We start from the raw sequence: 13,775 nt of genomic DNA on the forward strand, positions 1-13,775 counted from the left end.
GCGTTTTGACCCCCGGGGGAAACCGTTCCTTTTCAGGAAATCGCGCATCTTCAATAATTTAGGAAGCTGTTAAGAGATCGGGCAGGCTCGCGCGCGCTGTCCTTTGCCGGGAGAATTTGCCGCCGGCCCGCCCTTTCGTCGTCCTTGTGGACCGAGCCGGGCCTATGATAGCCACTCGCCCGGCATCGGCATTCTCAACACCTTAACGCGTGCCGTCGGACATTCTGTCCATCGAGCGCTGCTCCAGGAGACATTTTCATGACCAATGGCAACGGCGCCCCCGTCGAACAACCCGCTCCCCAGCTCAACGTCCTGGCGCAGTACACCAAGGACCTGTCGTTCGAGAACCCGAATGCGCCGGCCTCGCTCGGCCAGCAGCAACAGCAGCCGGCGATCAACATCCAGATCAACGTCTCCGCCAACAACCTGTCGGAGAACGAGTACGAGGTGATCCTCTCGATCGAGGGCAAGGCCGAGACCGCAGGCAAGGTGATGTTCAGCTTCGACCTCGCCTATGCCGGCGTCTTCCGGATCGTGAATGTGCCGAAGGAGAACCTGCATCCGCTGGTGATGATCGAGTGCCCGCGGTTGCTGTTCCCGTTCGCACGCGAGATCGTCGCGACCGCGGTCCGCGACGGCGGCTTCCCGCCCTTGTTGCTCGACCCCGTCGATTTCCTCGGTCTCTACCGCCAGAACATGGAGCGGCAGGCGGCCGGCCAAGCCGCTCCCGGCGTCAAGCCGAGCTGAGTTCTAAACTCGAAAAAATGTAACACGCGCGGAAGTGTGATCCGTCATCCTGAGGAGCCCGCGCTTGCGGGCGTCTCGAAGGATCGACGGCCCGACTGCGACCGCGCATCCTTCGAGGCTCGCTCCGCTCGCGCCTCAGGATGACGGGGATAGAGCGCAATAGGGGCTCAAGCCGCCGGTGCTGCAGCAGGCGCTGGCGGCGGCAGGTAATCGTTCCAGATCGGCTTGTCGCCGAGCGTGGCAATGAAGGCCCTGTGGGCCTCCCGATCGGCGTCACTGACCCGCGCGAGTAGCGGGGTTTCGCGCTGCCGCCGCGGCATGTCACCACTATGGCCGCCCACACGCGCATCCGACGTTTCCGATGCCAGGATCAGCTGCGACTGCCGCGCGCCGATCAGGTCGATATAGACCTCGGCCAACAGCTCGGCGTCGAGCAAGGCGCCGTGCTTGGTGCGGCGGGAATTGTCGATCTGATAGCGCGAACAGAGATCGTCGAGCCGGTTCGACACGCCGGGATGCTTGCGCCGTGCCAGCAACAGCGTATCGACCAGCTGGTCCTTCGGGATCGCCTTCCGCTTGATGCGGTCGAGCTCGGCGTTGATGAAGCTGATGTCGAACGACGCGTTGTGGATCACCAGCGGCGTATCGCCGATGAAGGCCAGGAACTCGTCGACCACTTCAGTGAACAGCGGCTTGGAGGCCAGGAACTCGGTCGACAGCCCGTGCACGGCGAACGCTTCCGCCGGCATGTCGCGCTCGGGATTGATGTAGACGTGGTAGGTCTGTCCCGTCGGCATGCGGTTGAAAATCTCGACGCAGCCGATCTCCACCAGCCGGTCGCCGCGCAGCGGATCGAGGCCAGTGGTTTCGGTATCGAGAACGATTTCGCGCATGACGTGATGGAATCCGAAAAGGCGGGCGAATCAGGCGCGCCGCTTCGGCATCTTAACAACCTCGGCCAGAATGTCGCGGATACGCGCCCGCACCGGATCGAGGCCGTGCGAGGTATCCACTATGAAATCCGCGCGTTTGCGCTTCTCGGCGTCCGGCATCTGCTTGGCGATGATGGCGTCGAGCTTGGCCGCATCCATCGTGCCGCGGGCCAGCACCCGCTCGCGCTGCAGTTCCGGCGACGTGGTGACGACAACCACGGCATCGACGCGCTTCTCGCCGCCGGTCTCGAACAATAGCGGCACGTCGACAACGACGATCGGGTTACCTGCGGCTTCCGCATCGGCGAAGAATTTCTGGCGCGACGCGCCGAGCATCGGATGCACGATCTGCTCGAGCTGCTTCATCGCAGCAGGATCGTGCACCACGCGCGCTGACAGTTTCGCGCGATCGACCTTGCCGCCGGCGGTGGTGCCGGGAAAGGCGGCCTCGATCTCCGGCGCGGCTTCGCCTTCGTAGAGCTGATGCACGGCCGCATCGGCGTCATAGACCGGCACGCCGGCCTCCATGAACAGTTTGGCCGTGGTGGATTTCCCCATCCCGATCGAGCCGGTCAGTCCAACTATCAACATCGGTTCAGCATCTCTCCCGTCGCCACGCCTCACACCGCAAGCAGTTTCTCAGCACGCAGGAACGCAAGCAGCGACAATAGCGGCAGGCCGAGGATGGTGAAATGGTCACCTTCGATCCGCTCGAACAGATGCACGCCGAGGCCCTCGAGCTGGTAGGCGCCGACGCTGGTCATCACCGCCTCCCCGGCATGGTCGAGATAGCTCTCGATCTCGTCGGCGGCGAGCCGCCGCATCGTCATGCGGGCCACACCCACATCGCTGAACAGGACCTTTCCATCGCATGCGACCGAGACGGCGGAATGCAGCTCATGGGTCCGTCCGGCGAGCAGGCCGAGCTGCTCGGCAGCCTGCGCGCGGCCGGCGGGCTTGCTGAACATGCGCTGCCCCAGCGCCAGCGTCTGGTCGGCGCCGACGACATATTGACCGGGCCTCTGCCTGGAGACGAACAACGCCTTCTCGCGCGCCAGGAGCGATGCGATCTCGCCCGGGGCCGAAAGGCCGGAATTCTTCTGCACCGCGCGTTCATCGATGTCGGCCGGCAGCGCCTCGAAATCGAGGCCGGCATTTTCAAGCAGCATCTTTCGCGCGCGGCTCTGCGACGCGAGGATCAGCTTCTGTGGGCCGCGCCAGATGCTCATGACGTGGGAATCATTCCGACGGCCGCGCGCGCTGGCGGTCGTTGAAGAGTTTCATCACCGCGGCCGCGGTCTCCTCGATCGAACGCCGTGTGACGTCGAGCAGCGCCCAGTTGAATTTCGCGCTGAGGCGCCGGGCAAAGGCGACCTCGTCGGCTACCGACTGCTTGTCGATGTAGGTGTCATTGTCGCGGTCGCCCATCGTGAGCAGGCGGTTCTGCCGGACCTGGATCAGGCGCTCGGGCGTCGCATGCAGGCTGACCACCAGCGGCTTCTTCAGGGTCTCGAGCTGGTGCGGCAGCGGGATGCCCGGCACCAGCGGCACATTCGCCGTTCGGATGCCGCGGTTGGCGAGATAGATCGAGGTCGGTGTCTTCGAGGTGCGGGATACCCCGACCAGCACGACATCGGCCTCCTCGAGGCCTTCGACATGCTGACCATCGTCATGCATCATCGTGTAGTTCAGCGCATCGATGCGGCGGAAATATTCCGCGTTCAGCACGTGCTGCGCGCCGACGCGCCCGGTCGTCGCGGCACCCAGATACGCCTCGAACAACTGCATCACAGGCCCGATGATCGACAGGCTCGGAACGTTGATCTCCTTGCACTTGCCCTCGAGCCGGCCGACCAGATCCTTCTCCAGCAGCGTGAACAGGACGATGCCGGGCGATTCCTCGATCTCGTCGAGCACGCGATCGAGCTGCTTCTGGCTGCGCACCAGGGGATAGACATGCTCGACCGCGGTCACATTGGCGTATTGCGCGGCGACCGCGCGCGCCACGGTGATCAGCGTCTCGCCGGTCGAGTCCGACACCAGATGCAGGTGGAAATAATTGGAAGTCGTCGGCACCAGAGCCCCTGTCTATCCTGTGAATCCCTGTGGAGGTCGAGGAGAAGAATCCGGGTCCATGGCCAGGCCCCTGTATATCTCGCCCCCTTCTTCACAGCACGTCGCAAAAGGATAAGTCGACGTCATGGCGGAGATGATAGTGAAGCAGTGTGGATTTGTCTCTTCATAAGCTGGCCATAGAGGCGCACAACCAATTGAGTCCTGCGACAGATTCCGGATATCCGCCGCCGCCGACCGGAATGTTGAGGGATGTGAACAAGCGCGCAGCAACCGCTGGACCGGATTGCATGAGTCAAATTCACTGCCATTAAGACTCAAACCTTAGATTCTAAAATTAATTAGGTTTAGGAGAGCCGTGTGTGCGGATATGTATCCGTCCCTCGCCGGCGAAGCCTTGCGCGCAGCGCTGAGCCCTCCCGAACTGTTCCCCGAAAGGCATCACTGCGATGTTCGACTGGATCAACGCCCTGCCGATCTATGCCTGGGTCAAGGCCCTGCACATCGTCGCCGTGATCTCGTGGATGGCCGGCATGCTCTATCTGCCGCGGCTGTTCGTCTATCATTGCGAGGCCGAGGTCGGCTCCAGGCAGTCCGAGACCTTCAAGATCATGGAGCGGCGGCTTTTGAAGGGGATCATCAACCCCGCGATGATCGTGACCTGGCTGGCCGGGCTTTTCCTGGTCTGGGCCGGACACTGGTACCTATCCGGCTGGTTTCACGTCAAATTTGCGCTGGTGCTCGCCATGTCGGGTATCCACGGCTTTTTGTCCCGCTGCGTGAAGGATTTCGCCGCCGACCGGAATCAACGAACCCAGAAATTCTATCGTATTATCAATGAGGTGCCGACGGTTCTGATGATCCTGATCGTGATCATGGTGGTGGTGAAGCCGTTCTAGACATCACGATGGTCAAGACGCATGCTTCAGTCCTTCTTGCGAAGGACGAATCGATTTTCTATATAGGATTTATCCCACCCCACGCAGGCGGATGTGGTCGCGTTCCGGTTCTTTTCGGACCGGCGCCGCATCAGGTTTGAAAGCCCAAACGGCACTTTCCTGGCTGAGACCTGCGGACCTTCCTTTGGCGTCCGCTTTTTCCAGAGCCACCTCGCACCCCTTCCCTACCTACTTCCTCACAGGACGACCCCAATGCGGGAAATCAAACTCCAGGACCTCAAATCGAAAACGCCGGCCGAGCTCGTCTCGTTTGCGGAAGAGAATGGGGTCGAGAATGCCAGCACCATGCGCAAGCAGGAGCTGATGTTCGCAATTCTCAAGCAGCTCGCGATCGCCGAGACCGACATTATCGGTGAGGGCGTTGTCGAGGTGCTGTCCGACGGCTTCGGCTTCCTTCGTTCGCCCGACGCGAACTACCTGCCCGGTCCCGACGACATCTACGTTTCGCCGTCGCAGATCCGCCGTTTCGGCCTGCGCACCGGCGACACGATCGAAGGCCATATTCGCAGCCCGAAGGAAGGCGAACGCTATTTCGCGCTGCTGAAAGTCAACACGCTCAATTTCGAAGATCCGGAAAAGTCGAAGCACAAGGTCAATTTCGACAACCTCACGCCGCTGTTTCCCAATCAGCGTTTCCGCATGGAGCTCGAGGATTCCACCAAGAAGGACCTTTCCGCCCGCGTGATCGATATCGTCGCGCCGATCGGCAAGGGCCAGCGCGCGCTGATCGTGGCGCCGCCGCGCACCGGCAAAACGGTGCTGATGCAGAACATCGCGCACTCCATCACCGCCAATCATCCCGACTGCTATCTGATTGTGCTGCTGATCGACGAGCGTCCGGAAGAAGTCACGGACATGCAGCGCTCGGTGAAGGGCGAGGTGGTGTCGTCGACCTTCGACGAGCCTGCGGTACGTCACGTCCAGGTCGCCGAGATGGTGATCGAGAAGGCCAAGCGCCTCGTCGAGCACGGCCGCGACGTCGTGATCCTGCTCGATTCGATCACGCGCCTCGGCCGCGCCTACAACACCGTCGTGCCGTCATCCGGCAAGGTGCTGACCGGCGGTGTCGACGCCAACGCGCTGCAGCGGCCGAAGCGCTTCTTCGGTGCCGCGCGCAACATCGAGGAGGGCGGTTCGCTGACCATCATCGCGACCGCGCTGGTCGATACCGGCAGCCGCATGGACGAAGTCATCTTCGAAGAGTTCAAGGGCACCGGTAACTCCGAACTGATCCTCGACCGCAAGGTTTCGGACAAGCGGACCTTCCCGGCGATCGATATTGCCCGTTCCGGCACCCGCAAGGAGGAGCTGATCACTGATCCGCAGGTGCTGAAGAAGATGTACGTCCTGCGCCGCATCCTCAATCCGATGGGCACCATGGACGCCATCGACTTCCTGCTCGACAAGCTCCGCAATACGAAGAGCAACTCGGAATTCTTCGATTCCATGAACACCTGAGGCCACGGCCGAAAAGAACAGGCGCTCCGCACAAACGGGGCGCCTTTTTTCATGCTGCGGATTTGCTGCAGCGAAGTGCAGCATAAAGGGAGCGGCTCCCCCCACTAACTTCTCATTTAACTATCTGAATTTATTTATATTTATATCGTAGCTTTGTGAGCTAGCTGACGACACCCGCAGCAAAATTGCTGCGCGGCTGTTTGCAGTGAAACCAGACGATGCTGCGCTGCAACATTCTTCTGCGGGAAGGCGTGCGAAATCGAAGCGGCATTGCCTTTGCCGATTTGCTGGAAGAAATAGGCGATGCATCCGCGCGACCAGACTATTTTCGCATTATCCTCGGGGCGGCCGCCGAGTGCGATCGCCATCGTCAGGTTGTCTGGCCCAATGGCCGAGTCGGTCATTGCAGGACTGGCGGGCAAGACGCCGGTGCCGCGGCTGGCGACCCGCGCGCTGCTCCGCGATTCGAACCATCAACCGATCGATGACGCGGTCGTGCTGTGGTTTCCAGGCCCGGCCAGTGCCACCGGCGAAGACGTCGCCGAATTTCATGTCCATGGCGGACGCGCGGTGTTGGCGGCGATGTTCGATGCGATCGCGGCATTCGACAATGTGCGGCCGGCCGAGCCGGGCGAGTTCACCCGGCGGGCCTTCGAGAACGGCAAGCTCGACCTGACCGAGGCCGAGGGCCTCGACGACCTGATCCACGCCGACACCGACCGTCAAAGGCGCCAGGCGCTGCGCCAGCTGAAGGGGTTGCTCGGCGACCGCGCGCGGGACTGGCGCGAGCGGATCATCGCGGCGTCGGCGCTGATCGAGGCCGGCATCGATTTCTCAGACGAAGGCGATGTGCCGGCCGAGCTGATCGCGCCGGCGCTCAAGCGGATTCGCGCGCTGCATGATGAGATCAAGCAAGTCCTTGCAGGGCAGGGGCAAGGTGAACGGCTGCGCGACGGCCTCGTGGTCGCGATTGCGGGTCCGCCGAATGTCGGCAAATCGACCCTGATCAATCAGCTTGCCAAGCGCGAGGTCGCGATCGTCTCGCCGCATGCCGGAACAACCCGCGATGTGATCGAGGTGCAGCTCGACCTCGACGGCTATCCGGTGACGGTCATCGACACCGCCGGCATTCGCGAGACCGACGACCCGGTGGAGCAGGAGGGCGTCCGCCGCGCCCGCGCCCGCGCCGCGGAGGCGGACCTGGTGCTGTGGCTGGCCGACAGCGGCGATGCAAAGGCGGGACATGGCGGAGCGACGCCGACCTGGCTGGTGCGGAACAAGATCGACCTGGTCAGGACCGCGGCGGGTGAGGGCGGCAGTTACCCCGAATTCAGGATCTCGGCTGCTCGTGGTGATGGGTTGCCAGAGCTGATCGCCGCGCTGGTCGGGTTCGCTCAGGACTATTTTGGAACCAGCGAAGGCGGCTTGATCAGTCGGACGCGGCAGCGCGGATTATTGCAGGAGACCGTCGAATCCCTTCAGCGCAGCATCGACGTGGTCGGGCAGGGGGAAGAGCTGGCGGCGGAGGAACTGCGCCGAGCTGCCTACTCACTCGGTCGTTTGCTCGGCCGGGTGGATGTTGAAGACATCCTTGATGTTATCTTCCGCGAGTTCTGCGTCGGGAAGTAGCGGGCGCCCATCTTGTTTCACGTGAAACGTGGTTTCGATCCGGTTAAGGAGCCCTCGGCCTGTTTCACGTGAAACAATTGCCGGTCAGACAGCCGCACTGTTTCACGTGAAACGGTTCCGCCTGTCATTGCGAGCGAGGCGAAGCAGTCCATATTTGCCTCGGGCTTCGGTCTCAGAGCGGCGATCCCAACTTCGTTCTTCCGGCTTTCACGACTCCACGATAGAAGTCCCGGCATGACTTCCAGGGCAGATTCATTTGACGTCATCGTCATCGGCGGCGGCCATGCCGGCTGCGAGGCCGCGAGCGCTTCTGCCCGGATGGGCGCCAAGACCGCCCTGGTAACCCATCGTTTCGTGACCATCGGCGCGATGTCGTGCAATCCCGCCGTCGGCGGGCTCGGCAAGGGCCATCTGGTCCGCGAAGTCGACGCGCTGGACGGTCTGATGGGCCGGGTGGCCGACGCCGGCGGCATCCAGTTTCGCATGCTGAATCGCCGGAAGGGTCCAGCGGTTCGTGGCCCCCGGGCCCAGGCTGACCGCAAGCTCTACGCTGCGGCGATGCAGGCGGCGATCACCGAGACCGCGAACCTCAGCATCATCGAAGGCGAGGCGGATGAACTGATCGTCGTCGATGGTCGCGTGACCGGCATTTGCCTGGGCGATGGCCGCCGGCTGTCGGCGGGGGCGGTTGTCATCACGACCGGGACCTTCCTGCGTGGTCTGATTCATCTCGGCAAGAAGAATTGGCCGGCGGGCCGGGTCGGCGAGGCGCCGGCCATGGGCCTGTCTGCGTCCTTCGAACGGGCAGGGTTTGTGCTCGGCCGGCTCAAGACCGGGACACCGCCGCGCCTCGACGGCACCACGATCGACTGGTCCGCGGTCGAAATGCAGCCTGGAGACGAGCCTCCGGAGCCGTTTTCGGTCATGACTGACCGGATTACGACCCCGCAGATCCAGTGCGGCATCACCCGGACCACGCCGGCGGCCCACGAGGTGATCCGGGCCAATGTGCATCGCTCGCCGATGTATTCCGGCCAGATCAAGAGCTCCGGACCGCGCTATTGCCCCTCGATCGAGGACAAGATCGTCCGCTTCGGCGACCGCGACGGTCATCAGATCTTCCTGGAGCCGGAAGGGCTCGACGACACCACGGTCTATCCGAACGGCATCTCGACCTCGCTGCCGGAAGAGGTCCAGCTTGCGATCCTCGCCAGCATCCCGGGCCTCGAGCGGGTCAAGATGGTCCGGCCGGGCTATGCGATCGAATACGACCACGTCGACCCGCGCGAGCTCGATCCGACCCTGCAGACCAAGCGTCTGCGCGGGCTTTTCCTGGCCGGCCAGATCAATGGCACCACGGGCTATGAGGAGGCCGCGGGGCAGGGTGTTATCGCCGGACTCAATGCCGCGCTCGCTGCCGGCAGTGCAGATCCGATCGTGTTCGACCGCGCCGACGGCTATCTCGGCGTGATGATCGACGATCTCGTGACCCGCGGGATCACCGAGCCGTATCGCATGTTCACTTCGCGCGCCGAATATCGGCTGACGCTGCGTGCTGACAATGCCGACCAGCGCCTGACCGACAAGGGCATTGCGCTCGGATGCGTCGGAACGGCGCGCGCCGAGCGCCATCGGACCAAGATGGCGGCGCTGGGGGCGGCCAAGCGGCTGGCGAAATCGCTCGCGATTACGCCGAATGAGGCCGCCAAGCACGGGCTCGCGCTCAATCGCGACGGCCACCGCCGGTCGGCCTTCGAGTTGCTGGCTTACCCCGAGATCGAGTGGCCCGCGGTCCGGGCCATCTGGCCGGAGCTGTCGGCCATTGACCCTGCGATCGCGGTGCATCTCGAGATCGATGCCACATACGATGTCTATCTGAAGCGCCAGACCGCCGATGTCGATGCCTTCCGGCGTGACGAGGGTCTGGTTCTGACCGACGTCGACTATGCCGATGTTCCCGGTCTTTCGAACGAAGCGCGCGTCAAGCTGCAGAAGGCGCAGCCGCGGACGGTCGGGCAGGCGGGCCGGATCGACGGCATGACGCCGGCGGCATTGGGTATCCTAGCGGCCTATCTGCGGCGCGAGGCGCGACGGAAGACTGCGAAGGCCTCTGCCTGACGTTTCACGTGAAACGGCGGCGGCCCTCGTCATTGCGAGGAGCGGAAGCGACGAAGCAATCCATCGCTTCCTCACGCGGCACTACGGATTGCTTCGCTTCGCTCGCAACGACGAGCTCGACCGGCATTCCAGAGAATGGCTTCAATTTCGCAATCCGCCGAACTCAGTGTCTCCGCCAAGGACAAGGCCGCGGCGCTCGCGCTGACGCCTGTTTCACGTGAAACAGAGGCGCGGCTCGACCGCTACGTCGCCCTCCTCCTGGCGTGGCAGGCCAAGACCAATCTCGTCGCGCCATCGACGCTGCCGACCCTCTGGACCCGCCACGTCTCCGATTCGCTGCAGCTCCTGAGTCTGGCGCCGACGGCGAAGTCGTGGGTCGATCTCGGTAGCGGCGGCGGCTTCCCCGGCGTCGTGCTGGCCTGCGCACTGGCCGAAACTCCGGGCGCGTCGATTCATTTGGTTGAGCGAATCGCCAAGAAGGCGGCATTCTTGCGCGAGGCGATACGGGTGACGGGCTCGCCGGGGACGGTGCACCTGGCTGATATCGGGGATACTGTGGATAGAATCCCGGGGCCCATCGATTGCGTCACCGCGCGGGCGCTGGCTCCGTTACATCAACTCATCGGCTTTGCGGAGCCGTGGGTCAAAAAGGGCGCCAAGGCGCTGTTTTTGAAGGGTCAAGATGTAGAGGCCGAATTGACCGAGGCCACTAAATATTGGATTATTGAGCCAAAGCTACACTCCAGCCGGACCGGCGGACAGGGCTGGATCGTCGAACTCGGGTCAATCGAGCGGCGCTAGGGGACTCCGCGAGAGCAAATGGTATTTTGGTATGACTGTGATGGACGAGGTTTATCAAGAGGATAAGGCGTCCCAGCCGCCTGGCCATCCGCGCATCCTGTCGCTCGCCAACCAGAAGGGCGGCGTCGGCAAGACCACCACAGCGATCAATCTTGGGACCGCACTCGCTGCGATTGGCGAGCGCGTCCTGATCGTCGATCTCGATCCGCAGGGCAACGCCTCGACCGGCCTCGGCATCGATCGCCGCAACCGCAGCTGCTCGACCTACGACGTCCTGATCGGCGAAGCGCCGCTGCGCGATGCCGTGGTCGCGACCGCGGTGCCGCGGCTGCACATCGCGGCTTCCACCATGGACCTCTCCGGCCTCGAGCTCGAGCTCGGCACCACGCCGGGCCGCGCGTTCCGGCTGCGCGATGCGATCGCAGGATTGAACAACAATGTCTCGCCGGAAGCCGACTACACCTACGTGCTGATCGACTGCCCGCCCTCGCTCAATTTGCTCACGGTGAATGCGATGGCGGCGTCGGACGCGATCCTGGTGCCGCTGCAATGCGAGTTCTTTGCGCTCGAAGGTCTGTCGCAATTGCTGCAGACCGTGGAGCAGGTGCGCTCGACGCTCAATCCGAACCTGTCGATCCACGGCATCGTGCTGACCATGTTCGACTCGCGCAACAACCTCTCCAACCAGGTCGTTGCCGACGTGCGCCAGTTCATGGGCGACAAGGTCTACGACACCATGATCCCGCGCAACGTGCGCATCTCCGAGGCGCCGTCCTACGGCAAGCCGGTTCTGGTCTACGACCTCAAATGTGCCGGCAGCGATGCGTATCTCAAGCTCGCCACCGAAGTGATCCAGCGCGAGCGCGAGCTGCGCACGCATTGATGTTGCGTAGGATGGGTAGAGCGAAGCGAAACCCATCACTCTCATTGCGAGCCGCGATGGGTTTCGCTTCGCTCTACCCATCCTACGTTTCTTTTGAAATTCAAGTCTGGAGTACTGCGTGTGAATCCAAGGGAGCTCGCAACAATGGCCGATGAAGCGCGTTCGCGACTGGGGCGCGGGCTGGCAAGCCTGATCGGAGATGTCGGCGGCGAGGCGGCCGCGCATGTCGAGCGGCCGCGCAACCAGCGCAAGGTGCCGATCGAATTCCTCAAGGCCAACCCGCGTAACCCGCGGCGCACCTTCGCCGACACCGAGCTCGGCGAGCTTGCCGATTCGATCAGGCAGCGCGGCGTGATCCAGCCGATCGTGGTGCGTGCGATCAAGGGCGCGCAGGACCGCTACGAGATCATCGCCGGCGAGCGCCGCTGGCGCGCCTCGCAACTCGCCGGCCTGCACGAAGTGCCGATCGTGCCGGTCGAGGTCTCTGATTCCGACGCGCTCGAGATCATGATCATCGAGAACGTCCAGCGCGAAGACCTCAATGCGATGGAAGAGGCGCAGGGCTATCACGCGCTCGCCGACGAGTTCAAACGCAGCCAGGAAGAGATCGCCAAGATCGTCGGCAAGAGCCGCAGCCATGTCGCCAACATGATGCGGCTGACCAAGCTGCCCGTCGAGGTGCAGGCGCTGATCTCGAAGGGCGATCTCTCCGCCGGCCACGCCCGCGCCCTGATCGGCGTGCCGGATCCGCTCGCTGTAGCGAAGCGCATCGTCGCCGAGGGTCTCAACGTTCGCCAGGCCGAGGCGCTGGCGCATGAGGAGGGCGTGCCGGAGCGCAAGCCGCAGAAGGCGCGCAGTGGCAGCGCGGCCAAGGTCGACAAGGATGCCGACACGCTGGCGCTCGAGAAACGCGTCAGCGATGCGCTCGGCCTTGCCGTTACCGTCAGCCATCGCGATCCCGGCGGCACCGTCCAGATCAGCTACCGCAACCTCGAGCAGCTCGACGAAGTGGTGCGGCGGCTGGAGGGCGGCTAGCGGTTTCGTCATTCCGGGCGCGCGTCAGCGCGAACCCGGAATCTCTTTTTCAACATCTCTGGATTCCGGGTTCATGCTTCGCATGCCCCGGAATGACTTCTTCAATTTACCCCCGGCGCTTCGCATTCGCCGCGATCGAGAGCAGCGCGCGCTGCGCGATGACGGCGGCGAGCGAGGCCTGCTTGCGCATGTCGAGTGCCGCGGTGGCGAGCTGATCGATCACGTTCACCAGCCGCGGCGGCGTGAAATTGCGCAGCGCGATCTCGACCGCGGGTTTGCGCGAGAAGTGCAGCCGCGGGAATCCGCCTTCGAGCACGGCTGACGCCGGCGTGCCGTCCGCGATCGCGAGCGCTGATTTGTGCAGCCATGCCGCCTGGCGCTGCGCGGCCGAGATGATCACGCCGGGATAGGTGCCGGCGACCATTGCCTTGGTGAACTCGCTTTCGACCAGCGCGGCGTTGCCGGCGAAGGCGCCGTCGACGATCGGGTCGAGCTTCAGCTCGGAGGCGTCGGACACCACGGTCATGACGTCCTCGAGCGTGATCTCGCCCTTGCCGTGCGCGAACAGCGCCAGCTTGCGCAGCTCGTTGCGCGAAGCCATGCGGTCGCCGCCGAGCAGCGACATCAGTACCGCGCGCGCATCCTGTGCGAGCCGCAGATTCGATGCGCGCAGCTCGTCCTCGATCAGCTTGGTGAGATCGCGCTCGGTGTCGGGATAACAGCCGATCGCCACCGCATTCTTGGCGCGCTCGCAGATCTTGCGCAGCGGCGATTCCGGCCTGAGCTCGCCGGCCTCGATCACGATGCGGCAATCCCTGAGCGCCGTGGTCTCGGTCAGCGTCTCGACGCCACTCGAGAAGTTGCGCGAGCCGGCGCGGACGCGGATGGCGCGGCGGCCGCCGAACAGCGGCACCGTCATGGCCTCGTCGACCAGCCGCGACGGCTCGGCGGCGAGCTCGTCGCCATCGAGCCGCACCAGCGAGAATGGATCGTTGGGATCGTCGACCGCGGAGGCCATCAGCGCGTCGGCACGCTCGCGCACCAGCCCGAGGTCCGGGCCGTACAGCAGGATGATCGGACGGCCGGCGTCAGGCCGGGCGAGGAAGCTGTCGATCTCTTTTCCGCGAAGCGCGACCATCT

Annotated in this window: 14 protein-coding genes; 8 read left to right on the forward strand and 6 right to left on the reverse strand. The window is 63.7% G+C overall.

The annotated features are described in order from the left end of the window. Positions 1-258 precede the first annotated feature (258 nt). Positions 259-747: a protein-export chaperone SecB gene (gene secB / locus ACVWZM_RS18230; RefSeq protein ID WP_057020335.1), complete on the forward strand. Its 489-nt coding sequence runs from the start codon at positions 259-261 to the stop codon at positions 745-747. A 167-nt stretch (positions 748-914) separates the two neighbouring features. Here the strand turns inward: secB and dnaQ are convergent, their stop codons facing one another. Genes dnaQ through ACVWZM_RS18250 form a run of 4 tightly spaced genes read right to left on the reverse strand, consistent with a single transcriptional unit; the run spans position 915 to position 3,755 of the window. After that, positions 915-1,640, reverse strand: a complete 726-nt coding sequence (gene dnaQ / locus ACVWZM_RS18235; protein WP_168856141.1) for a DNA polymerase III subunit epsilon — start codon at positions 1,638-1,640, stop codon at positions 915-917. Positions 1,641-1,670: 30 nt separating this feature from the next. Next, positions 1,671-2,270 carry a dephospho-CoA kinase gene (gene coaE, locus ACVWZM_RS18240; protein WP_456854112.1) on the reverse strand — a complete coding sequence of 200 codons (600 nt, stop codon included), beginning with the start codon at positions 2,268-2,270 and terminating at the stop codon, positions 1,671-1,673. A 29-nt stretch (positions 2,271-2,299) separates the two neighbouring features. Next, a complete protein-coding gene (locus tag ACVWZM_RS18245; RefSeq protein WP_456854114.1) occupies positions 2,300-2,908 on the reverse strand; it encodes a Maf family protein in 609 nt (202 codons plus the stop codon). Positions 2,909-2,918: 10 nt separating this feature from the next. Then, positions 2,919-3,755 (reverse strand): pyruvate, water dikinase regulatory protein, encoded by an 837-nt coding sequence (locus ACVWZM_RS18250; RefSeq protein WP_016841463.1) that lies wholly within the window; start codon positions 3,753-3,755, stop codon positions 2,919-2,921. Positions 3,756-4,228: 473 nt separating this feature from the next. On the opposite strand from ACVWZM_RS18250, the gene hemJ reads away from it, so the two are divergent. Together hemJ and rho are read left to right on the forward strand one after the other, a co-directional pair. Next, positions 4,229-4,651 carry a protoporphyrinogen oxidase HemJ gene (gene hemJ / locus ACVWZM_RS18255; protein WP_057020433.1) on the forward strand — a complete coding sequence of 141 codons (423 nt, stop codon included), beginning with the start codon at positions 4,229-4,231 and terminating at the stop codon, positions 4,649-4,651. Between the two features lie 252 nt (positions 4,652-4,903). After that, positions 4,904-6,169, forward strand: a complete 1,266-nt coding sequence (gene rho / locus ACVWZM_RS18260) for a transcription termination factor Rho (protein ID WP_021078151.1) — start codon at positions 4,904-4,906, stop codon at positions 6,167-6,169. Between the two features lie 140 nt (positions 6,170-6,309). On the opposite strand, the gene ACVWZM_RS18265 is transcribed toward rho, so the two are convergent. Then, complete coding sequence (locus tag ACVWZM_RS18265) at positions 6,310-6,573, reverse strand: hypothetical protein (RefSeq protein ID WP_456785684.1); 264 nt, start codon at positions 6,571-6,573, stop codon at positions 6,310-6,312. Between ACVWZM_RS18265 and mnmE the strand changes: the two genes are divergently transcribed. The 5 genes from mnmE to ACVWZM_RS18290 all read left to right on the forward strand — a co-directional run bounded on the left by mnmE (position 6,473) and on the right by ACVWZM_RS18290 (position 12,635). Further along, positions 6,473-7,798, forward strand: a complete 1,326-nt coding sequence (mnmE, locus tag ACVWZM_RS18270) for a tRNA uridine-5-carboxymethylaminomethyl(34) synthesis GTPase MnmE (RefSeq protein WP_456783088.1) — start codon at positions 6,473-6,475, stop codon at positions 7,796-7,798. The two genes, ACVWZM_RS18265 and mnmE, sit on opposite strands and share 101 nt — an antisense overlap. Before the next feature lie 234 nt (positions 7,799-8,032). Beyond that, positions 8,033-9,916 (forward strand): tRNA uridine-5-carboxymethylaminomethyl(34) synthesis enzyme MnmG, encoded by a 1,884-nt coding sequence (gene mnmG / locus ACVWZM_RS18275; protein ID WP_456854116.1) that lies wholly within the window; start codon positions 8,033-8,035, stop codon positions 9,914-9,916. A 135-nt stretch (positions 9,917-10,051) separates the two neighbouring features. Next, positions 10,052-10,717, forward strand: coding sequence for a 16S rRNA (guanine(527)-N(7))-methyltransferase RsmG (gene rsmG / locus ACVWZM_RS18280; protein ID WP_456854118.1), 666 nt, complete (start codon positions 10,052-10,054; stop codon positions 10,715-10,717). Positions 10,718-10,748: 31 nt separating this feature from the next. Continuing rightward, positions 10,749-11,600, forward strand: a complete 852-nt coding sequence (locus ACVWZM_RS18285) for a ParA family protein (protein ID WP_028335813.1) — start codon at positions 10,749-10,751, stop codon at positions 11,598-11,600. A gap of 144 nt (positions 11,601-11,744) precedes the next feature. Then, the gene (locus tag ACVWZM_RS18290; protein WP_456854120.1) at positions 11,745-12,635 is read left to right on the forward strand and encodes a ParB/RepB/Spo0J family partition protein; all 891 of its coding nucleotides are present in this window, start codon (positions 11,745-11,747) and stop codon (positions 12,633-12,635) included. 106 nt (positions 12,636-12,741) lie between these two features. On the opposite strand, the gene holA is transcribed toward ACVWZM_RS18290, so the two are convergent. Further along, positions 12,742-13,773, reverse strand: coding sequence for a DNA polymerase III subunit delta (gene holA, locus ACVWZM_RS18295; RefSeq protein ID WP_057020328.1), 1,032 nt, complete (start codon positions 13,771-13,773; stop codon positions 12,742-12,744). Positions 13,774-13,775 lie beyond the last annotated feature (2 nt).

The organism is Bradyrhizobium sp. USDA 4501 (assembly GCF_054062115.1).